Origin of the sequence: Pantoea anthophila (assembly GCF_026104315.1) — a bacterium.
Classification (GTDB): Bacteria; Pseudomonadota; Gammaproteobacteria; order Enterobacterales; family Enterobacteriaceae; genus Pantoea; species Pantoea anthophila.
Genome location: NZ_CP110473.1, coordinates 1,941,336 through 1,966,623, shown reverse-complemented (window position 1 = coordinate 1,966,623; position 25,288 = coordinate 1,941,336). Strand labels below are relative to the sequence as shown.

The window sequence follows — 25,288 nt, the reverse complement described above, 5'->3', positions numbered from 1 at the left end:
TGCCAGATTTACTCTGCTATAAAATCTATAAATATCAGTTACTTAGAGAAACCTCCGCCTGTTGCGCAACAAAAAAGCCTGTAAAAAGCATAGCAACCGTTTGCTTTCATGTCGCAATCGGTTGCGAAGCTAAATTGCCGATTCTGGCGGCGTGTCTGACGCGCAGGCTGGCTGCTGCCCTGCCCCTTAACGGTGCAGTGCGCCCTGAAAAGGCGCAGGACGTTGCCCGTAAAAAGGGGTTTACCCCCCTGCCCGTTTTTCTGCGCGCAGAAGCCGAAATGGCATGCTATGGTGAAGCCATCGACGTTGAAAATGGCATAAGGAACAGTGAGATGATTATTTTTGTCACCGGTGCGACGGCCGGTTTTGGTGAAAGTATTACCCGCCGCTTTATCAAAAACGGGCACAAAGTGATCGCCAGCGGACGCCGCGCCGAACGCTTAAAAGCGCTGAAAGATGAGCTGGGTGAGAATCTCTACACCGTCCAGCTGGACGTGCGGAACCGCGCCGCCATCGAAGAAGCTGTGGCGCAGTTACCGGCGGCGTGGCGCGCTATCGATATCCTGGTGAACAATGCCGGTCTGGCTCTGGGCATAGAGCCCGCGCACAAAGCCAGTGTGGAAGACTGGGAAAACATGATCGATACCAACACGAAAGGCCTGGTCTATATGACCCGCGCCCTGCTGCCACAGATGGTCGAGCGTAACGTGGGCCATATCATCAATATCGGCTCGATTGCCGGTAGCTGGCCCTATGCCGGCGGCAACGTCTATGGGGCCACAAAGGCATTTGTGCGGCAGTTCAGCCTGAACCTGCGCACCGATCTGCACGGCACCGCGCTGCGCGTGACCGATATCGAACCGGGGCTGGTGGGCGGCACCGAGTTCTCTAACGTCCGCTTTAAAGGTGATGATGACAAAGCCGGTCAGGTCTATGAGGGTGCCACCGCCCTGACCCCGGAAGATGTCACGGAAGCGGTTTACTGGGTGGCCACACTGCCAGCGCACGTCAACATCAACACGCTGGAGATGATGCCGGTCAGCCAGACGCTGGCGGGCCTGAAGGTGCACAAGCCTTAATCCTCTGCGCGCCAGCTCTCCCGGCTGGCGCTAGCCACGCCCCCAGCCCAGAACGATAATCAGCATGCCGCTGAGTGCAATCAGTGCGCCACTCCAGTCCCAGATGCTCAGCTTCACGCCATCCACCACCCGCAGCCAGAGCAGCGCGGTGAGCACATAGACGCCCCCATACGCGGCGTAGACCCGGCCGCTGGCGGCAGGATGCAGGGTCAGCAGCCAGACAAACAGCGCCAGGCTGGCCGCCGCAGGCAGTAACAGCCAGACCGGGCCGCCTTTTTTCAGCCATAACCACGGCAGAAAGCAGCCCGTGATCTCCGCCAGGGCGGTGATAAAAAACAGCAAGGCGGTTTTAATCAGCACCCATACCTCTCCTGAACTTAAACAAACCACGCACCACTGGTGAGCAAAGAAACGGCGATGATATACTACCCGGACCCGCTGCAACAGCCGTCCCGGATGGCGATGTTGGCGATAACGAAAGGATAGTCTGATGAAAAAAATGATCCCTGCTCTGCTTCTGGTTCTGCTGTCTGGTACCGCCTTCACGGCGGGTGCGACCACCAACCGCCTGATCATCGAAGATGGCAGTTCTGCGCTGAGTAACGAAGCGGCTCGCCAGAATAAAGAGCAATGGAATGACACGCGGATGCTGCGCAACAAGGTGAACAGCCGCGTAGAAAAAGAGTTTGATAAAACCGACCGCGCGTTCGACACCCGCGACAAGTGCGAGCAGAGCCTCAATCTGAACGCCTACTGGGAGCCCAACACCCTGCGCTGTCTGGACCGACGCTCAGGCCGCCCGGTCACTCCCTGAATTTGCGCTATAGTAATGACGGACGACTAACATAAGGAAGACGTGATGAAGCTACAGAGGGTTTTGTTCACCGCAGCGTTGTTCTCGCTGCCGCTGATGGCGCAGGCTTCCTGCGAATCGGTAAAAGCCGACATCAGTCAGAAAATTGTTCAGAACGGCGTGCCTGAATCGGGCTTCACTCTCGACATCGTCGCCAACGATCAGGTCGATCAGGCGGGCGGTCAGGTGGTCGGGCATTGTGAAAACGACAGCCAGAAGATTGTTTACAAGCGCACCGGCCGGGATGACGAGGCCAGCGTGCCCGCCAGTGCCGGCAGTTCTCAGGACGCGCCTGCGCAGCAATAAACCTGTGTTAATCAGGGCGACGGTCTGTCGCCCTGCCGTTTACTCCGCCTGTTCCGGCCGCTGACGCGGCATCATCCACGCCACACCCAGCGCAAACAGCGCAATCACCAGCGCCACCACAAACACCCAGTGCAGTGAGGCTGCAATCGCCTGCACCATCTGCTGCAGCGCCTGTGGCGCCAGCTGCTGACGGCTGGGTTCAGACATAATCTGCTGCACCGGATCGGCCACCTGCGGCAGCCGCCACTGCAGATTGAGATTGAGCACCGCCCCCATGATCGCCGTGCCCACCGCCGAACCGATCATCCTGCTGAACATCACCGAGGCAGTACAGATGCCGCGAATCTGATAGTCCGCCTCGTTTTGCACGGAGACCAGAAACGTGGTGCTGGTCATCCCCATGCCGGTGCCAATCAGTAAGGCGGTAAAGCCCGCCTGATAGAGTGAGCTCGCGGGCTGAAGCAGCAGCAGTAAGGCGCTGCCGCTGACCAGCAGCAGCGCGCCGAGCTGGGCGGTAAAGCGATAGGAGGTCAGCAGCATCAGCCTGCCGCTCAGGGTACTGGCCAGCGGCCAGCCAATCGACATCATCGCCAGCGCGCTGCCCGCCTGTAACGGCGTGCCGCCGCGGATCCCCTGAATCCAGGTCGGCAGAAACGCACTGATCCCCATCATGGCCGCGCCGATAATCAGGTTGCCCGCATTACCGGCAATGATCAGCCGGCTGCGCCAGATCACCAGCGGAAACAGCGGTGCCGCGGCCCGCTGCTCGTGGCGTTTCAGCTGCCAGCCTGCCAGCAGTGAACAGAGCAGAAAAGGGATCAGCCAGTATCCGAGCAGCTCCGCCTGCAACAGCGCCACCAGCAGCGCGGAGACGCAGAGCATCAGCCAGCCGCTGCCCGCGAGGTTGAGGGGAGCTGATTTCTCCTCCTGCTGATGCGCCGGTAACCAGCGCGCCAGCATCAGCATGCTGATCAGGCCAATCGGCAGATTGACCCAGAAAATCACGGACCAGCTGAAGTGCTGCACCAGCCAGGCACCGGTCAGCGGCCCGACGATGGCCGCCACTCCCCAGACGCTGGAGAGCCAGCCCTGAACGCTGGCGCGCTCGCGCGGCGAATAGATGTCCGCCACGATGGTGGAGCTGATCGGCATAATGGCCCCCGCCCCCAGTCCCTGAAACGCCCGGAACAGGATCAGCCAGGTCATGGAGTGGGCGAAGCCACACAGCACCGATCCGAGCAGGAAAAGGGAGGTGCCGGTAAAAAACATGGTTTTACGCCCCACCTTATCCGCCAGCCGTCCATAGAGCGGCACGCTGACCGCCTGCGTCAGCAGATAGATGGAGAAGACCCAGCCAAACTGCGAAAAACCGCCGAGGTCGGCAATGATGGTGGGCATGGCGGTGGCCACGATGGTGACTTCGATAGCCGCCATAAACATCGCCAGCATGCAGGCAATCAGTATCCAGTGGCGGTGTCCGGTCCGGAGTTGTGCGCTTTCAGTCATAGGGTTCCTTTTTTATCAGCAAGGCTAGCTGAAAATCAGCCCGTGCAGTTTCCTGAACGTGCGCATTTCCTGCACCATCTGTGACGGTGTCACTAAAAGTCGATGAATTTTTTTTATTGACGCATCAGCCCAGTGGCTACGCGGCCTTAACACCATTTTAACCACTTTCTCACTCACCGAGGAAAGGCTGAAAAGCTGGCTTGCCGGGTAAAGGGCTGCTATAGGAGTAAAGCATCTTTCTCAGTGTTCACTGAAAAAGAGTAGGTAAATACGCATTTTGTCTACATTTTATCGCAGTTTCGGTTTTGGGTGCGGCGGCCTTTTTTGCTGCATCTGTCGGACTGTTTAGCGCTGTTATAACAATTGAGATCGTTATCAGGGAGATTCTCCTATGCAAAATGCTTCACTGGCCCGACGCGCCGGTCTGGCACTGCTTGCAGTGGTCGCAGTGATTGCGGTGCTGATCTGGGGCCTCGGCTGGGATCAACTGGTCGCCCGTAAGGTCGACCTGCTTTATCTCGGGCAACAACACCTCTTCTTAGTGTTCTGGTCGATGCTGTTCGCCCTGCTGGTCGGTATTCCCAGCGGCATCCTGCTCAGTCGCCCGTTTGCCCGCCGCTGGGCCGAGTATGTGATGCAGATTTTCAACATCGGTAACACCCTGCCGCCGCTGGCGGTGCTGGCTCTGGCGATGGTCATTATCGGGATTGGCGACCGTCCGGCGCTGATAGCCCTGTTTCTGGCCTCGCTGCTGCCTATCGTCCGCAACACCTTCTCCGGCCTGAGCGCCGTTCCCCCGTCACTGATTGAAGCCGCCAACGGCATCGGTATGACTAAACTGCAGCGTCTGCGCCGGGTGGAACTGCCGAATGCCCTGCCGGTGATCCTCTCCGGCGTGCGCATCGCGACGGCCATCAATGTCGGAACCGCTCCGCTGGCGTTCCTGATTGGGGCCAGCAGCTTCGGCGAGCTGATCTTCCCCGGCATCTATCTGAATGACTTTCCGACGCTGATCCTCGGCGCTGTCGCTACCGCACTGGTGGCACTGGTGCTGGATATGTTGCTGGCTGCACTGGGCCGCTTACTGAGCCCGCACGCGGCGGTCTGACCACAAGGAGCTTTGCAATGCTAACGCACTGGATAAAGAAGAGCGTGGTGGCGCTTACGGCGACGCTGCTGCTAAGCCAGACGGCACAGGCGGCTGCCCCGCTGGTGATGGCGACCAAGAGTTTTACCGAGCAGCATATTCTCTCCGCCATGACCGTGCTGTGGCTGAAGAAGAAAGGCTATGAGGTGGTGCCCAAACGGAATATTGCCACCACCATCGGCCGTAACGCGCTGCTGAATAAACAGATCGATATGGTCTGGGAGTACACCGGGACCTCACTGATTATTTTCAACCACATCAGCCAGCCGATGTCGTCTCAGCAGGCCTATGAGACGGTGAAAAAACTGGATGCAAAACTGGGGCTGGTCTGGCTTGACCCGGCACCGATGAACAACACCTACGCCTTTGCCATGACCCGGAAACGGGCCGAAAAAGAGGGTATCAGCACGATGTCGCAGCTGGTCGCAAAGATTGAGCAGGTGCGGAAGACCGACCCGGACCATAACTGGCGACTCGGGCTGGACCTGGAGTTTTCAGGGCGCAGCGACGGCATGAAGCCGCTGCAGAAAACCTACGACCTGGCGCTGGATCGCCCGCAGATCCGGCAGATGGACCCCGGCCTGGTCTATAACGCCATTCGCGACGGCTTTGTCGACGCCGGTCTGATCTACACCACCGATGGCCGGGTAAAAGGATTCGACCTGAAAGTGCTGGAAGATGATAAGCATTTCTTCCCCAGCTACAACGTGACGCCCGTGGTGCGTCAGGATGTGCTGGCGAGCCATCCGGGTCTGGACACCGCGCTCAATCAGCTCTCGGCGCAGATCACCGATGAGGCGATTACCGAGCTGAATAAGCGGGTCGACATCGATCATCAGTCGCCGGAGAAAGTGGCGCGTGATTTCCTTCAATCCAAAAACATGCTGTAAGGAGGCAATGTGGATACCCTTCACTACATCATGGATAACTGGAATACCCTGCTGACCCTGAGCTGGCAGCACAGCTGGCTGGTGCTGGTCGCGGTCGGACTGGCGATTGTCATTGGCGTGCCGCTCGGCATTCTGATTGTCCGGGTCCGGTGGCTGGCGGCCCCGATCCTCGGCATCGCCACCGTGGTGCTGACCATCCCGACCATTGCGCTGTTTGGTCTGATGATCCCGCTCTTTTCACTGATCGGTCAGGGCATTGGTGCGCTGCCCGCCATCACCGCTGTGTTCCTCTATTCTCTGCTGCCGATTGTGCGCAACACGCACACCGCACTGGAGAACCTGCCAGGCGGTCTGCGTGAGGCGGGTCGTGGTATCGGCATGACCTTCTGGCAGCGTCTGCGCTGGGTGGAGATCCCGATGGCGCTGCCGGTCATTTTTGGCGGCATCCGCACCGCCGTGGTGATGAACGTCGGCGTCATGGCGATTGCCGCCGTGATTGGAGCCGGCGGCCTGGGCCAGCTGCTGCTGGATGGCATCAGCGGCAGTGATATTCGCATGTTAATTGCCGGGGCACTGATGATCTGTCTGCTGGCTATTGTTCTTGACTGGCTGCTGCACCGTTTGCAGCAGGCGCTGACTCCTAAGGGGATTCGATAATGATCACGCTGGAAAACCTGACGAAAACCTTTACCCAGAAAAACGGTACCACCAATAAAGCCGTCGATAACGTCAGTCTGCATGTGCCAGCCGGTGAGATGTGCGTCCTGCTGGGGCCATCGGGCTGCGGAAAAACCACTACCCTGAAGATGATTAACCGCCTTATCCCTGCCACCAGTGGCCGGATTCTGATCAATGGCGAAGATACCAGTACACAGGACACCACCACCCTGCGTCGCAACATCGGCTATGTGATCCAGCAGATTGGACTGTTCCCGAACATGACTATCGAAGAGAACATTACCGTGGTGCCGCGCATGCTGGGCTGGGATAAGAAGCAGTGTCACGAGCGCGCGACCGAGCTGATGAGCATGGTGGCGCTGGACCCGACTAAATTCCTGCATCGCTATCCGCGAGAGATGTCCGGCGGCCAGCAGCAGCGCATCGGGGTGATTCGTGCGCTGGCGGCGGATCCACCGGTGCTGCTGATGGATGAGCCTTTCGGGGCGGTTGACCCGATTAACCGTGAAGTCATTCAGAACGAGTTTCTCGATATGCAGCGTCAGCTAAAGAAAACCGTGATGCTGGTGAGTCACGATATCGATGAGGCGCTGAAGCTCGGCGACCGGATTGCGGTGTTTGGTCAGGGTAAGATCGTGCAGTGCGCCAGCCCGGATGAGCTGCTGGCCACACCGGCGAATGATTTTGTCGGCTCGTTTGTCGGTCAGGACCGCACGCTGAAGCGCCTGCTGCTGGTGCAGGCGGGGGACGTTACCGATCAGCAGCCCACCATTACCGTGCGTCGTTCTACGCCGCTGGAGGAAGCCTTTGGCACCATGGATGAGAACGATATGCGCTCGATTACCGTGGTCGATGAGGATGGCAAACCGCTGGGCTTTGTGAAGCGTCGCGAGGCGCGCAACGTCAGCGGCCGTTGTGAAGAGCGCCTGCACACCTTTAAGGTGACCGGCAAAGCGGAAGAGAACCTGCGAGTGGTGCTGTCAAAGCTCTATGAACACAATACGGTCTGGATGCCGATTGTTGATGAGGAGGGTCGCTACAGCGGTGAGATTTCGCAGGATTATATCGCCGACTACCTGAGTTCAGGCCGCACGCGTCGTCGTCTCAATACGTAAACTCCTCTGTTGATGAAAGGGCCACACGGCCCTTTTTTGTTACCGCCAACAGGCACGAATTAAACCGCAATAACGTTGCTTAAGGCGAAGGGAACAGGGTCAGAAGAGGAAAGCGTCCCGCGCCAGGGATGGCGCGGGCCGAGCCTGTCATGGATGACATCTTTTGCGTCTTTCCGATCTGACCCTGTTCCCTGCGCTGGTGCGATCTTACAGCAAGCCGGGCCACAGGCTGGCAACCCGTCCTGCTGGCGGACTCCTCTCAGCCGATCATCCCTCCGTCAGCGTCTCCGCCTCAACCTCTTCCACCGTCCGCGCCTCATCCGGCAGCACCAGATTCAGCACAATGGCCAGGATGCCACCGGTAGTGACTGCATGACCAAACAGGCTGCCGATCAGCGGCGGGAACTGCTTCAGCACGTCTGGCACCGCTTCCACACCCAGCCCGATGCCGAAGGCGATGGCGACGATCAGCATCTCGCGGCGACCAAGCGGTGTCTGGGTCATCACCCGGATACCGGCCGCAACCACGCTGCCAAACATCACCACGGTCGCGCCGCCCAGTACTGGCGGTGGGATCTGCTGCAGCAGGGAGCCAACCGCCGGAAAGAGCCCCAGCAGCGCCAGCATAATGCCCAGCAGCATCCCCACGTAGCGGCTGGCAACGCCGGTCATCTGGATGACACCGTTATTCTGCGCGAAGGTGGTGTTAGGAAAGGCCGAGAAAACCGCGGCCAGCACGCAGCTCAGGCCATCGGCGACAATACCGCCCTGCAGCCGCTGCTGGAAAGGCTTACCGGTGATCGGCTGCTGTGAAATCAGACAGTTGGCCGTCAGATCGCCCACCGCTTCAATCACCGCAATGACAGATACCAGCGCGATAGGCAGAAAGATGGTCCAGTCGAAGGCGAAACCAAAGCGGAAAAAGGCCGGCAGTACCAGCCAGCTGCTCTCCGGCGCAGCCTTCAGCTGCAGATGGCCGGTTAACGCCGCCGCCACACACCCCACGGCGATACCCGCGACCACGGCAACCAGCCGCGCCCAGCGGTTTCGCGAGCGGTTCAGCGCCACAATCACCAGCAGCGTCAGCGCACCCAGCGCCAGATTTCCCGGCGCGCCAAAGTCCGTGGCATTGTGACCGCCCGCCCAGTCGGTGATGCTCACTTTGATCAGGCTGATACCAATCAGCGTAATCACTGTGCCGGTGACGACCGGCGTCAGCACCTTGCGCAGCGCGCCGACGCAGCGGCTGATGACCACCGGGATCAGTGCCGCCACCAGGTTGCAGCCAAACAGCATCGCCAGAATCTCTTCAGGTGAACCGCCACGCCCCTTGATCATTAACCCACCCGACAGGATCACACCCAGAAACGCAAAGCTGGTGCCCTGCAGACAGATCATCCCGGCACCGACGCCATAAAAGCGCCGGGCCTGCATAAAGGTGCCCAGACCGGAAACAAACAGGGACATGCTGATCAGATAAGGAATATAGGCCTGCAGTCCCAGCACCGAACCGATAATCAGCGGCGGAGTGATAATGCCGACGACGCTGGCAAGCAGATGCTGCAGTGCGGCAAAGAATGCCGGTACGGGACCAATGCGGGCTTCAAGCCCATATAACAAACCTTTCTCGTGCGAGTGCGACATGGTGGTGCTCCAGCTCTGTGTGGTTAGCGGAGTTAATGCATTTTCTGCGCCATCACGTCAGGGATTCGCGGTTAACGATCCAGGTCATTCAAATATAAGCGGAAATAGTTACAGAAAACGGGTCGCGAGCCTGAAACTTTAGGCTCACGACCCGCTCAGATGACTTGTTTTGTTTCAGTATCAGGCGATCTTTGCACTCACAGCGTGCAGATCGGGCTGCTCCAGCAGAGAAATATCGATCCAGGAGGTCAGATCGCGCTGTTCAGGACGGGGCAGATAAGGAAGCTCACCCAGCAGCGGCGCCGCAATCTTTTCACGCAGCACCTCAATGATGTCACTGTAGTGCGCCAGCCCCGGATTGACGCGGTTAGCCACCCAGCCCACCAGCGGCAGGCCATCGTGCGCGATGGCTTCCGCGGTCAGCAGCGCATGACTGATGCAGCCCGACTGGATACCGACCACCAGCACAACCGGCAGCTGCTGTTCTGCGACCCAGCGCGAGAGCGGACGTCCGTCGTTCATCAGACTGCGCCAGCCGCCGGTGCCCTCCACCACCACCCGATCGGCCTGCTGCGTCAGATGTGTCAGACCCTGAGTCAGCCGCGAATAGTCGATCATCTGGCTGGGATGGGTGCAGATCTCCTCCTCCTCAAACACCAGCGGATTAATCGCCTCATAAGGCAGGTCGATGGATGAAGCGCTTTGCAGAACCTGCGCATCTTTGTTACGCAGGCCATCAGCGGTTTTGACCGCGCAGCGCGCGACAGGCTTATAGCCGACGGCACTGACGTTGCTCTGAATAAAACATTGCAAAAGGGCGCGGGACACCACCGTTTTGCCTGTAGCCGTATCGGTGCCGGTAACAAATAGTCTGTTCACTCCACTTCTCCTCTCAAAGCGTTGCGGCTAATCGGTGATTAGCCCTGCTGCGAAACGGCATTTTAAGGAATCCAGAATGAGAACAGATTGCGTTAGCGCAAGTTCAGACCCGCTTAACCTTGCAACAGTTTTACTAACAGGTGTCCGTTATAGAGAGCGTCTTTGATCAGCGCGGCGGCACCGAGTGTGCCCGGTTCGCTGAATTCGGTGGGGGCCAGCTGAATGCCCGCACTGTAGGCAGGCAGGGACTGCTGCAGAATCGTGTTGCTCACCGCCGGAAACAGCACCTCTGCCGCCGCATTCAGCGGAGAACCGATAAGAATATGTTGTGGATTAAAAATATTAACCATCATCGCCAGAATCCGGCCTGCGTGATGACCGACGCTGGCGATGGTGTCGCGCGCCAGGCGATCGCCCGACAGGGCGGCCTCACATAACGATGACAGCGTCAGCTCCTGACGATTAAGCAGGCTGTCGGGCTGGGCCGCCAGACGCTGCGCCGCCAGCGCCAGCAGACTGCCGGTGCTGGCGACCGTCTCCAGACAGCCGTGATTGCCGCAGTAGCACTGCTGACCATAAGGATCGATTTGCGTATGGCCGATCTCGACCAGCGCCCGCCCCCGCTTATGCAGCAGCTGGCCGCCGCTGATGACCCCGGCGCCGACCGTTTCATCGATCACGATCTGAATCACATCCTGCGCGCCGCGCGAAGCGCCGAACAGTGACTCCGCCAGCGTCCAGGCGGAGATATCGTGCTGCACAAACACCGGTAATCCCGTGTGCGCCTCCAGCGCATCGCCCAGCGGCATATCACGCACCTGATAGCCCGGCAGCCGATGCACCACGCCTGACGCGGCGTTGATCAGACCCGGCAGCGTGATGGCGATGGCCGTCAGACGCTCCAGCTTTTTCTGATGACGGATAAAGAAGGCATCCACCTGTTCAATCAGAGCGGTCAGCAGCGGCTGAGCGGATTCATCGGGCAGCGGCAGGCTATCTTCGGCCAGCGCCTGACTGCTGAGATCGCGCAGCGTAAAGGTCATGGCACCGCGATGCAGACGAATGGCCAGATAGTGCCAGGCCTCCGTGTCCAGAATCAGGCCGATGGCCGGACGGCCCCGACTGCCGGGTTCCTGAAACTCCGTCTCCTGCACCAGATGCGCGTCCAGCATTTCACGCACAATTTTTGTGATGCTGGCTGGCGCAAGCTGGGCACGGCGGGAAAGTTCGATACGCGAAATGGGACCATAACGGTCAATCAGCTGATATACGACACCTGCATTGGTCTGCTTGATCTGGTCAATATGGCCAGGTTGACTGTCCGGATTCACAACCCTGCTCCCGGTTATTTTCGCGCTTCTAAATAAACATGCGCCATGGTGAGGCAGATCAGGCAACAGCGTCAAATATTTGATTAGAAATGTGATTTATCGCACATATTGGCCTCTGTCAAAGGGTGCTTCCGGGCCGGTTTTCCCGCAGTAGCGCCATCATATTCGCCATCGGTGCGGTGATTTCGCGGCTGGCTGACCAGACCAGCCACAGCTCTGAAATGGCATCCTCTTCCGTCAGCGGCAACCAGACCAGATCGGCCAGCTGCGCCCGGCGGAAGGAGGCGGGTAGAATGGAGACGCCAAGACCGGTTGCCACCAGCCCCAGAATGGTCATCGCTTCCCCCACTTCCTGAGTGATATAGGGCTGGATGTGATAGCGATGCAGCAGCGCCAGGATATCGCTGTAGAGCGCAGTTCCGCCCTGGGCATCAAAGAAGACGAAGGGTTCGGCGGCCAGCGCGGTGACGGAGATCGCGCCGGCATCCGCCAGCGGATGCGCTTTGTGCACCACCGCACACAGCGGCTCGCTCATCAGCAGCTGATGCGCGAGATCGGCGGGCAGCGGCGTGTTGCGCATCACGCCAAGATCGAGCCGTCCCTCATGCAGCGGGGCCAGCTGCTGGCGGGTATTAATTTCCTGCATCTGAATATGCACCTGCGGCCAGCGCTGGCGAAAGCGAAACAGCGCATCGGAGACCACCGCGGTAAAAGGCGCCGAGGAGGTGAAACCGATTCGCAGACCGCCCTCTTCTCCCCGATGCAGCCGGGCTGCCCGGTCGGCCGCCTGCTCAACCTGCAGCAGGATGGCGCGGGCATCGTTCAGCAATTGCTGTCCGGCAGCGGTCAGCTGAACGCTGCGGTTGGTCCGGTTAAAGAGTCGGGCGCCGGTTTCTGCCTCCAGTTGCAGTATCTGCTGACTGAGTGGCGGCTGGGAGATGTTCAGCCGACGGGCCGCGCGCCCGAAATGGAGCTCCTCGGCCACCGCAATAAAGTAGCGCAGGTGACGCAACTCAATATTCATATCTGAAACGTCTCATTTAAGATTATTAATATATTAGACATCATAATGATGCCTGCCTAAGCTGACGACAGGTTTTTTTACTCTTAAAGGAAAGTGTGTGAGTCACTCAACAGAGGCCGCCGCGGTAAATGAAGAGGCGGGTCGTGTGCCTTCAGAACCGGTGGCTGCGTCAGGTTATATCCGTCGGGGTTCGCGGCAGTTTATGCGCGTGACGCTGGCCCTCTTCTCCGCCGGTCTGGCGACCTTTGCCCTGCTCTATTGTGTCCAGCCGATTCTGCCGGTGCTCTCGCATCAGTTTGGCATCTCACCGGCGACCAGCAGCCTGTCACTCTCTATCTCAACCGGCCTGATGGCGCTGGGCCTGCTGGTGACCGGGCCACTTTCGGATGCTGTCGGCCGCAAATCGGTGATGGTGACAGCCCTGATGCTGGCCGCCATCTGCACGCTGATTTCAGCCACCATGAGCAGCTGGCACGGCATTCTGATCATGCGGGCGCTGATGGGGCTGTCGCTCAGCGGGGTGGCGGCGGTGGGCATGACCTACCTCAGCGAGGAGATGGATGCGCGGGTTGTCGCCTTCTCTATGGGGCTCTATATCAGCGGAAACTCCATTGGCGGCATGAGCGGGCGTCTGCTGAGCGGTGTGCTGACCGACCTTTTCTCATGGCGGATCGCCGTAGCGGTAATTGGCCTGTTTTCGCTGGCTTCGGCGCTGATGTTCTGGAAGATCCTTCCCGCGTCACGTCATTTTCGCCCCATCACGCTGCGTCCGCGCAACCTGCTGATTAACTTCCGGCTGCACTGGCGCGATCCTGGGCTGCCCTGGCTGTTTGCCGAAGGGTTCCTGCTGATGGGTGCCTTTGTCACGCTGTTTAACTACATCGGCTACCGGCTGCTGGATGCCCCCTGGCATCTGAGTCAGGCGGTGGTCGGGTTGTTGTCGGTGGTCTATCTCACCGGCTCGTGGAGTTCGCCGAAAGCGGGTGCGCTGACCAGCCGGCTGGGACGGGGACCGGTGATGCTGGGTGCGACCGCCATTATGCTGCTGGGACTGCTGATCACGGCGTTCAACTCGCTCTGGCTGATCCTGCCGGGGATGATGCTGTTCACCGCCGGTTTCTTTGCCGCCCATGCGGTTGCCAGTGGCTGGATTGGCCCGCGCGCACGCCGGGCGCGCGGCCAGGCCTCATCGCTTTACCTGTTCAGCTACTACGTGGGTTCCAGCGTCGCCGGGACGCTGGGCGGTCTGTTCTGGCATAACTTTGGCTGGCACGGCATCACGCTGTTTATCAGCACCCTGCTGCTGCTGGCGTTGCTGGTGGCCTGGCATCTGCACCGCAAAAAGCTCTGAGTTTCCTCTCTCTGCCAGGCCCGGATGGCCTCACCGGGCCTGGCAGCACAACACGCTGACTCTCGCTCATCCTCTTCGCTGAAAATCCTCCGCGAAAAAAACCCACAATTCCCGCTATAATCGGTTTTATTGAATCATTTCATCTGCTTTGCCTCTTAACACGGCAACAAGGAACGCCTGTGGCTCTCTACTACTACGTCAATAAACAATCGGGATATAACGATAATCATGTGGTGCATGCTGCTGGCTGCCCGCATCTTCCCGACATGGAAAACCGACTGTTTCTGGGCAGTTTTTATCACGTCAATGCCGCCATTCTTCAGGCAAAAAAATATTACGTGGGGGCTATCGGCTGTGAGAACTGCTGCCCGATTAATGCCAGCCACCTGCCGGAGACGCCGCTCAGCGTCGCCCAGAAACATACGCCGGGGTCACGCTAAGCTGTCGGAGGGTGTCGGCGTGAAATTTACCTACCGCTGCGCTAATTTGTTAAGCATCAGCGCCGTTTTCCGTTATGTTACTCTTCCTGACTCTTTTTGATGGAAAGCACGATGCGGGATAAGTTTGCGCGTTCTCAGATCGCCCTTCACTGGCTGACCTTTTTACTGGTCGTGACAGCCTACGCCACCATTGAGCTGCGCGGCTTTGTGCAGCGCGGCTCCTGGCAGGGGTACGCCATGATCATCACCCACTTCAGCGCAGGTGCGACCGTTCTGTTGCTGATGATCGCCCGCCTGTTTCTGCGTACCCGTCATCGCACGCCGCCCATTACGCCAGCCGCGCCGCGCTGGCAGACCGGGGTGGCTCATCTGACGCATACCCTGATCTATGCCCTGTTTATCACCCTGCCGATCCTCGGCCTGTCGTCGCGCTATCTCAAGGGGCGGGAGTGGTGGCTGTTTGGCATCAGCATGCCGGTTGCACCGGAGCCCAATTTTGACCTGGCGGATACGCTGATCGACTGGCATGAAACCCTGGCACCGCTGGGATACTGGCTGATCGGGCTGCATGCGGCGGCGGCGCTGTTTCATCACTATCTGCTTAAAGACAATACCCTGCTGCGCATGATGCCGCCTCGCCGCGGTCAGTAATCTCATCCCGTCGCCCCTGAACGGGGCGATAAAAAAATTTCCGCCTTAAAAGCCGGTTATCAGGTTTCGCTTCCCGCTTTATTCACTACAATGGTCTGTAATTTGTGACGCAGGTCACTTTCGCTGGATGTCTGCCACATCCGAATTCGCTGTACTGACAGATTTGACACCTCATGCAACCAACAACTGTTTCACGTAAAACTGCCTGGCTACGCGTGGTCTTGCTGGCCATCGCGGCTTTTGTATTTAATACCACCGAATTTGTACCGGTGGGTCTCCTTTCGGACATCGCGGCTGACTTTTCCATGCAGACGGCGGATGTCGGGATCATGCTGACGATCTACGCCTGGGTGGTCGCGCTGCTGTCACTGCCGCTGATGCTGCTGACGCGCAACGTGGAGCGGCGACTGCTGCTGGGAGTGCTGTTTACGATCTTTATCGTCAGTCACGTTCTGTCGACCTTCGCCTGGGACTTTCGGTCGCTGATGGTCTCACGCGTCGGCATCGCCCTCTCTCACGCGGTGTTCTGGTCGATCACGGCTTCACTGGCTATTCGCGTGGCCCCGGCCGGAAAGAAAACGCAGGCGCTGAGTATGCTGGCGACCGGAACCGCACTGGCCATGGTGCTGGGGGTGCCGATTGGCCGCGTGGTGGGTCAGTATCTTGGCTGGCGAACCACCTTCGGCGCGATTGGCCTGTCGGCACTGGTGCTGATGATCATGCTGGTACGGATACTGCCGCGTCTGCCCAGTGAACACACCGGCTCGCTGAGCAGCGTGCCGATGCTGTTTCGTCGTCCGGCGCTGGTCAGCATGTATCTGCTGGTGACCATTGTGGTGACCGCGCACTACACGGCCTACAGCTACATCGAGCCCTTTATGCAGAGCGTGGCGCAATCCAGCGGCAATTTTACCACCCTGCTGCTGCTGCTGTTTGGCTCTGCGGGTATTCTGGGCAGCGTACTGTTCAGCACCCTGGGCAATAAATTTCCTTCCGCGCTGCTGATTGCCGCGATTGCGCTGATTACCCTCTGCATGGGACTGCTGATCTTTGCTGCGGTTCGTCCGACGGCGATCGCTATCCTGTGTATCGTCTGGGGCATGGCGATGATGATGATTGGACTGGGTATGCAGGTGCGGGTGCTGTCTCTGGCGCCGGATGCAACGGATGTGGCAATGTCACTCATGTCCGGCATCTACAATATCGGCATAGGCGCAGGCGCGCTGCTGGGAAGCCAGGTCAGTCTCTATCTGAATATGTCGGAAGTCGGCAACGTCGGGGGGATGATTGGTCTGGTGGCGTTACTGTGGTGTGTCTATATTTTCCGCCGTTATCCTCAGCTTCGCAGTAATGGCTAAGACCGGCGCCGAGAGGATAAAAAAAGGCTTCAGATAAGCAGGTTATCTGAAGCCTGTTTCTCTTATTTATAGAGAATGGCGGTGCCATGCAGGTTGTTGCTGCCAGAGGTCGAAGTGATGCGGAAAGACTTTGCACCCGCATCGCTGGCCTTTTCTGATAGTTGCTGCTCAAGCGAGGTCAGATTGCTGCTGCCCGTCGCGCTGATGACGCCCACGCGTTGCTGATCCAGTGGCGTGCTGCTCACCTGCTGCGCCGCCACGCTGGTGAACGAGAGGCCACTGAGCAGGGCCGCCGCCACTATCATACTGATACGTTTCATAACGAACCCCTTCTTCATATCTGCCGGATGCCCGGTTACTGATAAATCACAGCCGTGCCGTGCAGTTTGTTCTGACCGCTGGTTGAGGTGATGCGGAACGATTTCGCACCGGCTTCATCTGCTTTGGCGTTGAGCTGCGCTTCGACTGAACTCAGGTTGGTGCCGCCCAGCACAGAGATGGTGCCGACAGGCTGCTGATTAGCCGGTTCGCTGGTAACCAGGTCAGCGGCAGACGCGCCAAAAGTCAGTGTGGTGAGTGCCAGAACAGCCAGGGTAGTTTTGATGGTTTTCATAATCTTCTCTCTTCTCAGTGATCGTGTTCAGTGGGTCTGAAATCGGTTGTCGCTATTTAATTAACGACCGTTAAATAAATGATAGACCCCGATCAGGCTGGCCGTCAATATTTATTTAATGAGCGTTATTTTAATCGCGAAGTGGCGTGATTATGGGCTTCAGCCCCTTTTCTGACTTAACCATAGGGGCGATAAAACCGGGCTGGCGCACAAAATGGCAACCCCGGAGGACGGCCTGCCTCTCCGCCCTTGCACATTTTTATAATGATCGGTAATTTAATAGAGTGTTCCCCAGTCAGAGAGGATGTATGAGTCAGGTTCAGGATTGCGATACCCGGAAATGCCGTGGCCGTCCCAAAGTGTTCGATCGTGAAGCCGCGCTCGATAAGGCACTGACCCTGTTCTGGACCCACGGGTACGAAGGCACCTCGCTCGCCGATCTGGTGGCCGCTACCGGTGCTAAAGCGCCGACGCTCTATGCGGAGTTCGTCAATAAAGAGGGATTATTCCGCGCCGCGATGGAGCGCTATGTTGAGAAATTCAGCGCCTGGCGTGATGCGGCACTGGGCGATGATAAGCTGGCGGTCTCTGAGGCGGTTGAGGCCTATTTCCGCGCTACCGCGGCCTGCTTTACCGAACGCGACTCGCCCGGCGGCTGCTTCTTTATCTGCACCTCAAGCGCCCTGTCGGCGGCTTCCGCGGATATTGCGGCCATGCTGCAAGAGCAGCATCAGTCACAGGAGCAGGTTTTAAAGGATTTCCTCTGCTCGCGTCAGCAGCGTGGTGAACTGGGAGAGTCAGTGGACATTGCTGCGCTGTCACGCTATCTGAGCTGTCTGCTTCAGGGCATGTCGGTGCGGGCGCGGGAAGGTGCGGAGCGCGCAGACCTGGAGAGTATTATTGATACGCTGATGGCGATGTGGCCCACCCTGACAGGACTCTGTCAGGCTCAGCGGTAAGATTCAGGGCGGGATTCCCGCCCTGTTGCACGTTCAGCTGAGAAAGAAGACCGGCCGGAGCGGCTGACTGACGGGACTGTTGTCCGCATGAGAGGGCATCAGATCCTTCATGGAGGCCCACCAGCGCTGACAGACCGCCGTTTGCGCCACCGCGTTCCAGCGCGCTTCCGATTCAATCTCCACGCTGGCAAAGAGCAAATGTCGCTCCTCATCCAGCCAGATGGCATAATTACGGGCACCATGTGCTTTCAGCGTTTCAGCCAGTTCGGGCCAGATAGGTGAGTGACGACGCTCATACTCCGCATGACAATCCGGATTGACCTGCATCACAAAGGCTTTACGCAACATGGGCAGGCCCCGCATCCAGTGCTGGTTGCCAGGGCGTGACACCAAAACGTTTACCCAGCGCGACCAGCTGTTCTGTGGTGATGCTCTGGCGTATCCCGCCCATCGACAGCACCTTAACCATCACTTCAGATGATTTCTCGGCGGTGTCAATCAGCCCAAACGTCTCATCGAGCGTCGGGCCGGTGCCAAAGACGCCGTGGAACGGCCACATCACCAGCGTGTGCGACTGCATCTGCGCCGCCGTCGCGGCGCCGATCTCATCGGTGCCGGGCACCATCCAGGGCAACACGCCCACGCCATCCGGGAAGACCACCAGACACTCGGTGCTTCCCTCCCACAGCAGGCGGGTAAAGCGCGCCGAATCCATCTCAACCACATAACTCAGAGCCATAAAGTGGGTGGCATGACAGTGCATAATCACCCGATCTCTGCCGCCGCTGACTGCCTTGCGCACCGCATGCGACTGAAAATGTGACGCCAGCTCGGAGGTCGGCAGCCCGCCATTAACCAGCCCCCAGTGAATTTTGCAGGAGAGCCCCTGGCTGTCGACCTGCAGCAGCGCCAGGCAGTCCGCGGGGTCCAGCTGAACGTTCCGCATAAATTTTCCCGACCCGGTCACCAGAAACCAGTCGTTTGCCAGCGCCGGGGCGGGCTGACTCAGCTCGAAACAGCGAGGCTCCTGGCAGAAATCAGCCCTGTAGGGGCTCACCTCCTCCTCACTCAGCCGCAGGCTGACGTTGCCACCATTGCGTTCATCCCATCCCTTCAGCCACATGTCGCTGGTTGCCTTAACCATTCCCTTTACAAACTCTGAAGCAAGAATGCTTTGCATAATGAAATCCCTTAACGTTGGCTCAAAATCTGCTGTTCATAATGGCGCACATCACTTAACCAGCTGGCGTCAGCCGGAACGTCATGACGCAGGCACCAGGCTTCCCACACCGCCTGCCACGGCAGTGATTTCTGCTCTTCCAGCCAGACCAGCCGCGCGGTGTAATCCCCGCTATTCTCAGCCTGACGCAGACGATCGGTCGGCTCCAGCAGGGCGCGCAGCAGCGCCTTCTGGGTGTTGCGGGTGCCGATAACCCAGGCCGCAATCCGGTTGATCGACGCGTCAAAGAAATCGAGGCCGATATGCACTTTGTCGAACAGCCGGTGACGGACGATCTCACTGGCAATAGCCTGCGTTTCATCATCCAGCAACACCACATGATCGCTGTCCCAGCGCACCGGACGGCTGACGTGCAGCAGCAGGCGCGGCACATAGAGCATGGCGGCGGAGATCTTGTCGGAGATCACCTCGGTAGGATGGAAATGACCCGCATCCAGGGTCAGTGCCGTCTGACGGCTGGCGGCGTAGCCGAGATAAAACTCATTTGATCCCACGGTGTAGCTCTCTGCGCCGATACCGAACAGCTTGCTCTCTACCGCATCGATGTGATGCTGCGGGTTGAGTTTTTCCGCAATGACCTCATCCAGGGCGCTCATCAGACGCTGACGCGGCGCCAGCCGATCGACGGTGATATCCTTCATGCCGTCCGGTACCCAGATGTTCATCACCGAGGGTGTGCCCAGCTGCTCACCAAAGTGGGCGGAGATGCGGCGACTGGCTTTGCAGTGCTCGATCCAGAACTGGCGCACGGTTTGATCGCTGTGCGACAGCGTAAACCCGTCAGCACTGAGCGGATGCGAGAAGCAGCTGGGGTTAAAATCGAGCCCCACGTCCCGCTCTCTGGCCCATTCGACCCAGCGCGCGAAATGCACCGGCTCAATAGCGTCCCGCTCAACCGGCCTGTCGCTCTCCAGATAGAGTGCATGCAGGTTCAGGCGCTTGAGGCCGGGGATCAGCGACATCGCCTTATCGATATCACCGCGCAGTTCGCTGGCGTTGCGTGCACGTCCCGGATAGTTACCGGTCGCCTGAATGCCGCCGGTGAGGGCGGCCTGCGGGTTTTCAAATCCCCGCACATCGTCGCCCTGCCAGCAGTGCATGGAAACCGGGATTGTGTCGAGCTGGCGAATAGCCTGTTCAGCATCAACCCCAATATCGGCATAGCGTTGTTTAGCCAGTTCAAAGGCCTGTTCTGTCTGCTTAGTCATAAGCGGGTTCCTCTGCGGGTTGACTCAGCGTCGCGAAGCGGGCCTGACTGGCCGCGAAGACGTCTGAAATGTGTGGTTCGAATGTTTCGAGGGGGAAGGTGTTCATCACGCAGTTGCGGAAATCGGCGACATCCGTCAGTTCGCCGAGGGCAATCAGCTGGCAGCCGACATTACCCAGCGTGGAGGCCTCTACCGGCCCGGCCAGCACCGGAATCTCACAGGCATCTGCACAGAGCTGATTCAGAAAACGATTCTGGCTGCCACCGCCGACCACATGCAGCCGGGTGAAGGGCTTCCCGCGCAGCGCGGCGAGTTCGCTGATGACCTGACGGTAGAGCAGCGCCAGGCTGTCAAAAATGCAGCGGGCCAGCGCAGCGGCGGATTGCGGCACGGGCATGCCCTGCTCTGCGCAGGCTTTCTGAATCTCGCTGACCATGTTGTCAGGATTGATAAAGCGCGGATCGTTGGGGTTAATCAGCGAAAGACAGGCGGGCTGACGGGCGGTCTCAGCGATCAGCGCACAGAGGTCGTCAATCTGCCGTTCAGCACAGAGACGCTGCAGCAGCCATAAACCCATGATGTTTTTCAGGACGCGATAGCCTTCTGCGCCGCCTTCGTTGGTAATATTGGCACGCAGTGCCGCCTCGCTCGCATAGGGTTGCAGGCTTTCAAAGCCCATCAGCGACCAGGTGCCGGAGCTGAGATAGGCGGCATCCTCCTGCAGCAGCGGCGTGGCCAGCACTGCGCTGGCGGTGTCGTGGGTGGCCACCGCAATAACCGGCACCGCCTCGCCCCGCTGACTCCGCCAGTGTCCCACTGTGTTGCCCGGCGCCTGCGGCTGACCGAACCAGCCTGCCTCAATCCCCGCCCAGCCAATCAAATCGCGATCCCACTCGCCGCTGTGAATATTGAGCATCTGGGTGGTGGTGGCGTTGGTGTACTCCCAGTTGAGGTTGCCGGTCAGGCGGAAGTGCAGGTAATCCGGGATCATCAGCGCATGTGCCACACGCGCCTGCCAGTCAGGCTGCTGCTGATGCAGGGCGCGCATCTGATAGAGCGTATTGAAAGGCAGAAACTGAATGCCGGTTTTTGCATAGATGGCGCTGTGGCCCAGCTCCTGCTGCGCCTGCGCCATCAGGCCGTGGGTGCGTGCATCACGATAGCTGACCGCTTCACCCACCGGCTCACCCTGCGCATCCAGCAGCACCATATCCACGCCCCAGGTGTCGATGCCGATACTGTCCGGCACGATCCCCTCCTCAACAGCCTGCTCCAGCCCGGCACGGATCGCCTGCTCCAGCATCGCCAGATCCCAGCAGTCATAGCCGGCACGACGCAGACGCCGGTTTTCAAAACGGCGGATTTCACGCAGATCCAGCTGGCGCTGCGCGTCATCCCAGCGGGCGAGCATGACCCGGCCGCTGGATGCGCCGAGATCGATTGCAATGATATTTCGCCTGGTCATGGTGGCTTTTCCCTGTGATTAAGTGGTCACAGAGTAAAAATCGGGTCGCCTGAACACCTTCCCGGCAGTGCCAGCGGCCGGGGTGCCCTGGCAGACCTGCAAAGAATGTCGTGAGAGAGATCACAGAGGCAGCAGTAAGCACGATGTGACCCCTGCCGCAAATCTGTTAACTACCGGGGATTTCTTGAAAAATCAGCAGGATTCCTGCTGAGACGTGCTGAAAATTCAAGGTAAGGTTACGGTGTCCTGATTAGACTGCGTTGCAGTTTTGTTAATCAGTGAGGGACGATCATGACTCTGTTGCACAGTGCGGATTTTTTTCCTGACGGCAATTACGCGATTGCGATTGAACCCCGCATCCCCCAGGCCCCCTTTCCGGAGCATCATCATGATTTTCATGAAATCGTTCTGGTTGAGCACGGTGCCGGGATTCATGTGTTCAATGGTCAGCCACAAGCGCTCTGCGCCGGCTGTGTCTGCTTTGTCCGCGATCACGATCGTCATCTTTATGAACAGACGGATAACCTCTGCCTGACCAATGTGCTCTATCGCAGCCCCGGCGCGTTCCGTTTTCTCTCCGGATTGCAGGCGCTGCTGCCGTGCGAACGGGATGGGGATTATCCTTCTCACTGGCGCATCAATCAGAAGGTGATGGCGCAGGCCCTGAGTGTGGCAGCGCAGATGCAGCAGCACGAGGCCTGGTCACTGGACAGGCAGGCGCGGCAGGAGCAGCTCTTTTTACAGCTGCTGGTGCTGTTACGTGAAGCCTGTCGTGATGGCGGTCGTCAGGATCAGGAGGCGCGTCTGCATCGCCTGCTGGACTGGCTGGCGGATCATTACAGTGACGAGATTGTCTGGGATGAACTGGCCGATCGTTTCTCTCTGTCGCTGCGAACGCTGCACCGACAGATGAAGCAGCAGACCGGCAGTACGCCGCAGCGTTATCTGAACCGTCTGCGCCTGTTACAGGCGCGTCACCTGCTGCGTCACAGCGATCTGCGCATTACCGACATCGCCTTCCAGTGTGGATTTGGAGACAGCAACCATTTCTCTACCCTGTTCAGGCGCGAATTTGGCTGCGCCCCGCGAGCGGAGCGCCAGCAGATGAGGTAAAGGAGCCGACTATGGCGTTGATACTCAGTCGTGATGACTATTTTCCCGCCCCCAGTTTACCGGTGGCGGTTGCCGAAAGGATGCCACAGCCCTCTTTTCCGCCGCACCGACACGAGTTCAGCGAAATCGTCATCGTCTGGCGCGGTAATGGCCTGCACGTCCTCAACGATCGCCCCTGGCTCATCACCTGCGGCGACCTCTTTTTTATCCGCGACAGCGACTGCCATAGTTACGACAGCGTTAACGACCTGGTGCTGGATAACATCCTCTACTGCCGCGATCGCTTTGGTCTGGCGCTTGACTGGGATAGCCTGCTGCCGCCACAGGGCCCCGAAGCCCCTGGCTGCTGGCGTCTGACTACGCGCGGTATGGGGCTGGCGCGCGGTGTGATCAGCCAGCTGGAGCGTGAAAGTCGCAAGAGCGATCCCCTGTCGGTTCAGCTCTCTGAAGCCCTGTTTCTGCAGCTGGTGCTGATTCTGCGGCGCCACGGTTACGCCGCCGATCGCCCCTGGGTTCTGCCGGAGGGGGAACAGCTCGATCTGCTGATGTCAGCGTTGCAGGGGGCGATTTCCCGGCCGTTTGATCTGGCTGCGTTCTGCCAGCAAAACCAGCTGAGCGAACGGGCGCTGAAACAGCTTTTCCGTCAGCAGACCGGGATGACCATCGGCCATTACCTGCGTCAGTTACAGCTCTGTCAGGCAAAATATCTGCTGCGAACGCAGGCGTGCCTGATCAGCGAAGTGGCGGCCCGCTGCGGCTTTGATGACAGTAACTATTTTTCCGTGGTTTTCACGCGTGAAACCGGCCTGACACCCAGTGCCTGGCGTCAGCGATTTCTCCCCTCCGGGCCAGCGCTGAAAAGCGCCGAACCGGAATAACACGGGCGTCAGACCAGAGCGCTGGATACCGCAGCGCAAAAGTACAAAACACAGGGAACAGGGTCAGAGGAGGAAAGCGTCCCGCGCCAGGGACGGCGCGGGCCGAGCGGCCATGGATGGCTTAAGCGACTTTCCGATCTGACCCTGTTCCCTGTGCAGGCACGATATTACCGCCTGAGAACGCCCGGAACGAGCCTGTCAGACAGGCCCGTTCTCCTCCGCGCCGCAGGAAGCCTGCGGCTTACGCTGCCATACCCAGCCCAACGATGTTTGCCGCGATGATAATGACCACGCAGCCAATCGATAACACACTGACCGGGCGGCGTCCCGCTGACTTCCACTCTTTCAACAGCAGGCCTACCAGTCCCCCGCACAGCACATACAGGCTCATGTGCAGCATCCAGCTGACATAGTCATACTGCGGCGGGATTCGGGCGTGGCCCCAGGCGTAAAAGAAAAACTGCAGATACCACATGGTGCCGCCAAGCACGGCGAACGCGGTATTAGCAATAAGCAGCGGCCTGGCGACGGAAAAGTCCCTGCGAACTGACAGATCGGGTCGGGTAGCCAGCCGCCAGAAGCAGAAGCCCAGGTTCACCAGCGCCCCACCGCCCATGATGATCACATAGCTGGGTAACGCCACATAGAGCGGGTCGATCCCCAGATTCGCGGCGGCCTGATGCATCGGCTTCGCGGCATCCATCGCAAAGGACATCCCCGCCGAGAAGATGCCGCACATTACCGCCAGCAGCAGACCCTTCCTGAGATTAAACTCTTCGGCGTTGATCCCCAGCGCCCGTTCCTTCAGCAATCCGGCACGCGACACAATCCCGACGCCAGCCAGGGCCACCAGCACGCCCATTAAGGTCAGCCGCCCCCCCGCAGAGGCAAATAACTCGCCAAAGCGCCCCTGCAGCAGCGGCGTCATCAGCGTGCCGACCACCAGCGTAATACCAATCGCGATGCCGATGCCCATCGACATGCCGAGATAGCGCATGGTCAGTCCGTAGTTGATATTACCGATGCCCCACATCGCGCCGAAGAGAAACACGGGTGTCAGCTGCGACAGCGTGAAGCTGCTGTAATAAGCCCGGAAGTCGGGCAGCAGAATGGCACTGACCGCCCACGGCAGGATCAGCCAGGAGATCAGGCCCCCCACCGACCACATGGTTTCCCAGGACCATCGTTTTACCTGCTTAAACGGCGCGTAGAAACACGCGGCGCTGGCAGCGCCGACAAAATGCCAGAAAATCCCCGCAATAATGGCACTGTTCATTGTTATTCCCCGGTTTGGTTGAGGTCTGTCGGAAAGCGATCAGCTTCCGCTCAGCAGGCAGTCTACGGTTTGCATCGATTCCTCAGCCTTTGGATGAATGCCGGAAGCCCGCGCGGAGTGGCAATATTGACCCGATGCTGCTGTCAGGGATCACAATTCTGCAGTTGTCAGAGGCCGGGCTGCCTGAACGGGTAAGTGCCTTATAATTCACTGTTTTTCCCCTTTCTGCTGTGTGGCGCAGCACAATTCCCGCGTCACTGCCATGTACGCCACCCGCGTGGCAG

The 25,288-nt window shown here is 58.9% G+C and carries 27 protein-coding genes; 14 read left to right on the top strand and 13 right to left on the bottom strand.

Features of this window, described 5'->3' with window-relative positions; all coding sequences use genetic code 11:
- The first annotated feature begins 332 nt into the window (after positions 1 to 332).
- Positions 333 to 1,079 carry a bifunctional NADP-dependent 3-hydroxy acid dehydrogenase/3-hydroxypropionate dehydrogenase YdfG gene (gene ydfG / locus OJ965_RS11675; RefSeq protein ID WP_009090152.1) on the top strand — a complete coding sequence of 249 codons (747 nt, stop codon included), beginning with the start codon at positions 333 to 335 and terminating at the stop codon, positions 1,077 to 1,079.
- Between the two features lie 30 nt (positions 1,080 to 1,109).
- Here the strand turns inward: ydfG and OJ965_RS11670 are convergent, their stop codons facing one another.
- The gene (locus tag OJ965_RS11670; RefSeq protein ID WP_265139267.1) at positions 1,110 to 1,436 is read right to left on the bottom strand and encodes a YnfA family protein; all 327 of its coding nucleotides are present in this window, start codon (positions 1,434 to 1,436) and stop codon (positions 1,110 to 1,112) included.
- Positions 1,437 to 1,569: 133 nt separating this feature from the next.
- Here OJ965_RS11670 and OJ965_RS11665 point away from each other — a divergent pair, with 133 nt between their 5' ends.
- Both OJ965_RS11665 and OJ965_RS11660 read left to right on the top strand, forming a co-directional pair.
- Entirely contained in the window at positions 1,570 to 1,893 is a 324-nt protein-coding gene (locus OJ965_RS11665; protein WP_046101855.1) for a DUF1283 family protein, read from the top strand.
- A gap of 45 nt (positions 1,894 to 1,938) precedes the next feature.
- Positions 1,939 to 2,238: a DUF1161 domain-containing protein gene (locus tag OJ965_RS11660; protein WP_009090146.1), complete on the top strand. Its 300-nt coding sequence runs from the start codon at positions 1,939 to 1,941 to the stop codon at positions 2,236 to 2,238.
- A 39-nt stretch (positions 2,239 to 2,277) separates the two neighbouring features.
- On the opposite strand, the gene OJ965_RS11655 is transcribed toward OJ965_RS11660, so the two are convergent.
- On the bottom strand, positions 2,278 to 3,744 hold the full coding sequence (locus OJ965_RS11655) for an MDR family MFS transporter (protein WP_265135775.1): 1,467 nt from the start codon (positions 3,742 to 3,744) through the stop codon (positions 2,278 to 2,280).
- Between the two features lie 391 nt (positions 3,745 to 4,135).
- Between OJ965_RS11655 and OJ965_RS11650 the strand changes: the two genes are divergently transcribed.
- The 4 genes from OJ965_RS11650 to osmV are packed head-to-tail and all read left to right on the top strand — an operon-like array spanning position 4,136 to position 7,574.
- On the top strand, positions 4,136 to 4,852 hold the full coding sequence (locus OJ965_RS11650; RefSeq protein WP_009090143.1) for an ABC transporter permease: 717 nt from the start codon (positions 4,136 to 4,138) through the stop codon (positions 4,850 to 4,852).
- A gap of 17 nt (positions 4,853 to 4,869) precedes the next feature.
- Complete coding sequence (locus OJ965_RS11645; RefSeq protein WP_265135772.1) at positions 4,870 to 5,781, top strand: glycine betaine ABC transporter substrate-binding protein; 912 nt, start codon at positions 4,870 to 4,872, stop codon at positions 5,779 to 5,781.
- 9 nt (positions 5,782 to 5,790) lie between these two features.
- A complete protein-coding gene (osmW, locus tag OJ965_RS11640; RefSeq protein WP_009090139.1) occupies positions 5,791 to 6,438 on the top strand; it encodes an osmoprotectant ABC transporter permease OsmW in 648 nt (215 codons plus the stop codon).
- On the top strand, positions 6,438 to 7,574 hold the full coding sequence (osmV, locus tag OJ965_RS11635) for an osmoprotectant ABC transporter ATP-binding protein OsmV (protein ID WP_009090137.1): 1,137 nt from the start codon (positions 6,438 to 6,440) through the stop codon (positions 7,572 to 7,574). Before osmW ends, osmV begins: the two co-directional genes overlap by 1 nt.
- 267 nt (positions 7,575 to 7,841) lie before the next feature.
- Here the strand turns inward: osmV and OJ965_RS11630 are convergent, their stop codons facing one another.
- The 4 genes from OJ965_RS11630 to OJ965_RS11615 form a co-directional block, all read right to left on the bottom strand.
- Positions 7,842 to 9,218, bottom strand: a complete 1,377-nt coding sequence (locus OJ965_RS11630) for a uracil-xanthine permease family protein (protein WP_150029564.1) — start codon at positions 9,216 to 9,218, stop codon at positions 7,842 to 7,844.
- A 180-nt stretch (positions 9,219 to 9,398) separates the two neighbouring features.
- Positions 9,399 to 10,097, bottom strand: a complete 699-nt coding sequence (bioD, locus tag OJ965_RS11625) for a dethiobiotin synthase (RefSeq protein WP_009090134.1) — start codon at positions 10,095 to 10,097, stop codon at positions 9,399 to 9,401.
- 113 nt (positions 10,098 to 10,210) lie between these two features.
- The gene (gene mlc, locus OJ965_RS11620) at positions 10,211 to 11,428 is read right to left on the bottom strand and encodes a sugar metabolism global transcriptional regulator Mlc (RefSeq protein WP_111208396.1); all 1,218 of its coding nucleotides are present in this window, start codon (positions 11,426 to 11,428) and stop codon (positions 10,211 to 10,213) included.
- 118 nt (positions 11,429 to 11,546) lie between these two features.
- Positions 11,547 to 12,452, bottom strand: coding sequence for a LysR family transcriptional regulator (locus tag OJ965_RS11615; RefSeq protein WP_140925406.1), 906 nt, complete (start codon positions 12,450 to 12,452; stop codon positions 11,547 to 11,549).
- Positions 12,453 to 12,597: 145 nt separating this feature from the next.
- On the opposite strand from OJ965_RS11615, the gene OJ965_RS11610 reads away from it, so the two are divergent.
- From OJ965_RS11610 to OJ965_RS11595, 4 genes are all read left to right on the top strand, one after another.
- On the top strand, positions 12,598 to 13,803 hold the full coding sequence (locus OJ965_RS11610) for an MFS transporter (protein ID WP_167431218.1): 1,206 nt from the start codon (positions 12,598 to 12,600) through the stop codon (positions 13,801 to 13,803).
- Positions 13,804 to 13,982: 179 nt separating this feature from the next.
- Positions 13,983 to 14,243, top strand: a complete 261-nt coding sequence (locus OJ965_RS11605; protein ID WP_009090129.1) for a hypothetical protein — start codon at positions 13,983 to 13,985, stop codon at positions 14,241 to 14,243.
- Between the two features lie 111 nt (positions 14,244 to 14,354).
- Positions 14,355 to 14,894, top strand: a complete 540-nt coding sequence (gene cybB / locus OJ965_RS11600) for a cytochrome b561 (RefSeq protein WP_265139252.1) — start codon at positions 14,355 to 14,357, stop codon at positions 14,892 to 14,894.
- A 173-nt stretch (positions 14,895 to 15,067) separates the two neighbouring features.
- The gene (locus OJ965_RS11595) at positions 15,068 to 16,252 is read left to right on the top strand and encodes a sugar transporter (RefSeq protein WP_009090127.1); all 1,185 of its coding nucleotides are present in this window, start codon (positions 15,068 to 15,070) and stop codon (positions 16,250 to 16,252) included.
- A gap of 62 nt (positions 16,253 to 16,314) precedes the next feature.
- Here OJ965_RS11595 and bhsA (OJ965_RS11590) read toward each other — a convergent pair whose 3' ends face one another.
- Positions 16,315 to 16,572, bottom strand: a complete 258-nt coding sequence (gene bhsA / locus OJ965_RS11590) for a multiple stress resistance protein BhsA (RefSeq protein ID WP_046101861.1) — start codon at positions 16,570 to 16,572, stop codon at positions 16,315 to 16,317.
- 35 nt (positions 16,573 to 16,607) lie between these two features.
- On the bottom strand, positions 16,608 to 16,865 hold the full coding sequence (gene bhsA / locus OJ965_RS11585; RefSeq protein ID WP_009090125.1) for a multiple stress resistance protein BhsA: 258 nt from the start codon (positions 16,863 to 16,865) through the stop codon (positions 16,608 to 16,610).
- A 308-nt stretch (positions 16,866 to 17,173) separates the two neighbouring features.
- Between bhsA (OJ965_RS11585) and OJ965_RS11580 the strand changes: the two genes are divergently transcribed.
- Entirely contained in the window at positions 17,174 to 17,824 is a 651-nt protein-coding gene (locus OJ965_RS11580; protein ID WP_009090124.1) for a TetR/AcrR family transcriptional regulator, read from the top strand.
- 33 nt (positions 17,825 to 17,857) lie between these two features.
- On the opposite strand, the gene rhaM is transcribed toward OJ965_RS11580, so the two are convergent.
- The 4 genes from rhaM to rhaB are packed head-to-tail and all read right to left on the bottom strand — an operon-like array spanning position 17,858 to position 21,737.
- Positions 17,858 to 18,172, bottom strand: coding sequence for an L-rhamnose mutarotase (gene rhaM / locus OJ965_RS11575; protein WP_058957921.1), 315 nt, complete (start codon positions 18,170 to 18,172; stop codon positions 17,858 to 17,860).
- On the bottom strand, positions 18,162 to 19,004 hold the full coding sequence (gene rhaD, locus OJ965_RS11570; RefSeq protein ID WP_140925414.1) for a rhamnulose-1-phosphate aldolase: 843 nt from the start codon (positions 19,002 to 19,004) through the stop codon (positions 18,162 to 18,164). Before rhaD ends, rhaM begins: the two co-directional genes overlap by 11 nt.
- Before the next feature lie 11 nt (positions 19,005 to 19,015).
- The gene (locus OJ965_RS11565; RefSeq protein ID WP_265139251.1) at positions 19,016 to 20,272 is read right to left on the bottom strand and encodes an L-rhamnose isomerase; all 1,257 of its coding nucleotides are present in this window, start codon (positions 20,270 to 20,272) and stop codon (positions 19,016 to 19,018) included.
- The gene (rhaB, locus tag OJ965_RS11560) at positions 20,265 to 21,737 is read right to left on the bottom strand and encodes a rhamnulokinase (RefSeq protein ID WP_009090118.1); all 1,473 of its coding nucleotides are present in this window, start codon (positions 21,735 to 21,737) and stop codon (positions 20,265 to 20,267) included. Before rhaB ends, OJ965_RS11565 begins: the two co-directional genes overlap by 8 nt.
- Before the next feature lie 291 nt (positions 21,738 to 22,028).
- On the opposite strand from rhaB, the gene rhaS reads away from it, so the two are divergent.
- Together rhaS and rhaR are read left to right on the top strand one after the other, a co-directional pair.
- Positions 22,029 to 22,850 (top strand): HTH-type transcriptional activator RhaS, encoded by an 822-nt coding sequence (rhaS, locus tag OJ965_RS11555; RefSeq protein WP_265139250.1) that lies wholly within the window; start codon positions 22,029 to 22,031, stop codon positions 22,848 to 22,850.
- 11 nt (positions 22,851 to 22,861) lie between these two features.
- Positions 22,862 to 23,728, top strand: a complete 867-nt coding sequence (rhaR, locus tag OJ965_RS11550; protein ID WP_046101868.1) for an HTH-type transcriptional activator RhaR — start codon at positions 22,862 to 22,864, stop codon at positions 23,726 to 23,728.
- A gap of 241 nt (positions 23,729 to 23,969) precedes the next feature.
- Here rhaR and rhaT read toward each other — a convergent pair whose 3' ends face one another.
- Positions 23,970 to 25,004 (bottom strand): L-rhamnose/proton symporter RhaT, encoded by a 1,035-nt coding sequence (gene rhaT / locus OJ965_RS11545; protein ID WP_265139249.1) that lies wholly within the window; start codon positions 25,002 to 25,004, stop codon positions 23,970 to 23,972.
- Positions 25,005 to 25,288 lie beyond the last annotated feature (284 nt).

Excerpts from the sequence above, each read along its gene's own strand:
- cybB (WP_265139252.1), top strand. The coding sequence starts at position 14,355 with ATGCGGGATAAGTTTGCGCGTTCTCAGATCGCCCTTCACTGGCTGACC.
- rhaD (WP_140925414.1), bottom strand. The coding sequence starts at position 19,004 with ATGCAAAGCATTCTTGCTTCAGAGTTTGTAAAGGGAATGGTTAAGGCA.
- rhaS (WP_265139250.1), top strand. The coding sequence starts at position 22,029 with ATGACTCTGTTGCACAGTGCGGATTTTTTTCCTGACGGCAATTACGCG.
- bhsA (WP_009090125.1), bottom strand. The coding sequence starts at position 16,865 with ATGAAAACCATCAAAACTACCCTGGCTGTTCTGGCACTCACCACACTG.
- OJ965_RS11665 (WP_046101855.1), top strand. The coding sequence starts at position 1,570 with ATGAAAAAAATGATCCCTGCTCTGCTTCTGGTTCTGCTGTCTGGTACC.
- OJ965_RS11660 (WP_009090146.1), top strand. The coding sequence starts at position 1,939 with ATGAAGCTACAGAGGGTTTTGTTCACCGCAGCGTTGTTCTCGCTGCCG.
- OJ965_RS11650 (WP_009090143.1), top strand. The coding sequence starts at position 4,136 with ATGCAAAATGCTTCACTGGCCCGACGCGCCGGTCTGGCACTGCTTGCA.
- OJ965_RS11645 (WP_265135772.1), top strand. The coding sequence starts at position 4,870 with ATGCTAACGCACTGGATAAAGAAGAGCGTGGTGGCGCTTACGGCGACG.
- ydfG (WP_009090152.1), top strand. The coding sequence starts at position 333 with ATGATTATTTTTGTCACCGGTGCGACGGCCGGTTTTGGTGAAAGTATT.
- rhaT (WP_265139249.1), bottom strand. The coding sequence starts at position 25,004 with ATGAACAGTGCCATTATTGCGGGGATTTTCTGGCATTTTGTCGGCGCT.
- OJ965_RS11630 (WP_150029564.1), bottom strand. The coding sequence starts at position 9,218 with ATGTCGCACTCGCACGAGAAAGGTTTGTTATATGGGCTTGAAGCCCGC.
- OJ965_RS11655 (WP_265135775.1), bottom strand. The coding sequence starts at position 3,744 with ATGACTGAAAGCGCACAACTCCGGACCGGACACCGCCACTGGATACTG.
- OJ965_RS11580 (WP_009090124.1), top strand. The coding sequence starts at position 17,174 with ATGAGTCAGGTTCAGGATTGCGATACCCGGAAATGCCGTGGCCGTCCC.
- OJ965_RS11615 (WP_140925406.1), bottom strand. The coding sequence starts at position 12,452 with ATGAATATTGAGTTGCGTCACCTGCGCTACTTTATTGCGGTGGCCGAG.
- rhaM (WP_058957921.1), bottom strand. The coding sequence starts at position 18,172 with ATGTTGCGTAAAGCCTTTGTGATGCAGGTCAATCCGGATTGTCATGCG.
- rhaR (WP_046101868.1), top strand. The coding sequence starts at position 22,862 with ATGGCGTTGATACTCAGTCGTGATGACTATTTTCCCGCCCCCAGTTTA.
- osmV (WP_009090137.1), top strand. The coding sequence starts at position 6,438 with ATGATCACGCTGGAAAACCTGACGAAAACCTTTACCCAGAAAAACGGT.
- bhsA (WP_046101861.1), bottom strand. The coding sequence starts at position 16,572 with ATGAAACGTATCAGTATGATAGTGGCGGCGGCCCTGCTCAGTGGCCTC.
- OJ965_RS11595 (WP_009090127.1), top strand. The coding sequence starts at position 15,068 with ATGCAACCAACAACTGTTTCACGTAAAACTGCCTGGCTACGCGTGGTC.
- rhaB (WP_009090118.1), bottom strand. The coding sequence starts at position 21,737 with ATGACCAGGCGAAATATCATTGCAATCGATCTCGGCGCATCCAGCGGC.
- OJ965_RS11565 (WP_265139251.1), bottom strand. The coding sequence starts at position 20,272 with ATGACTAAGCAGACAGAACAGGCCTTTGAACTGGCTAAACAACGCTAT.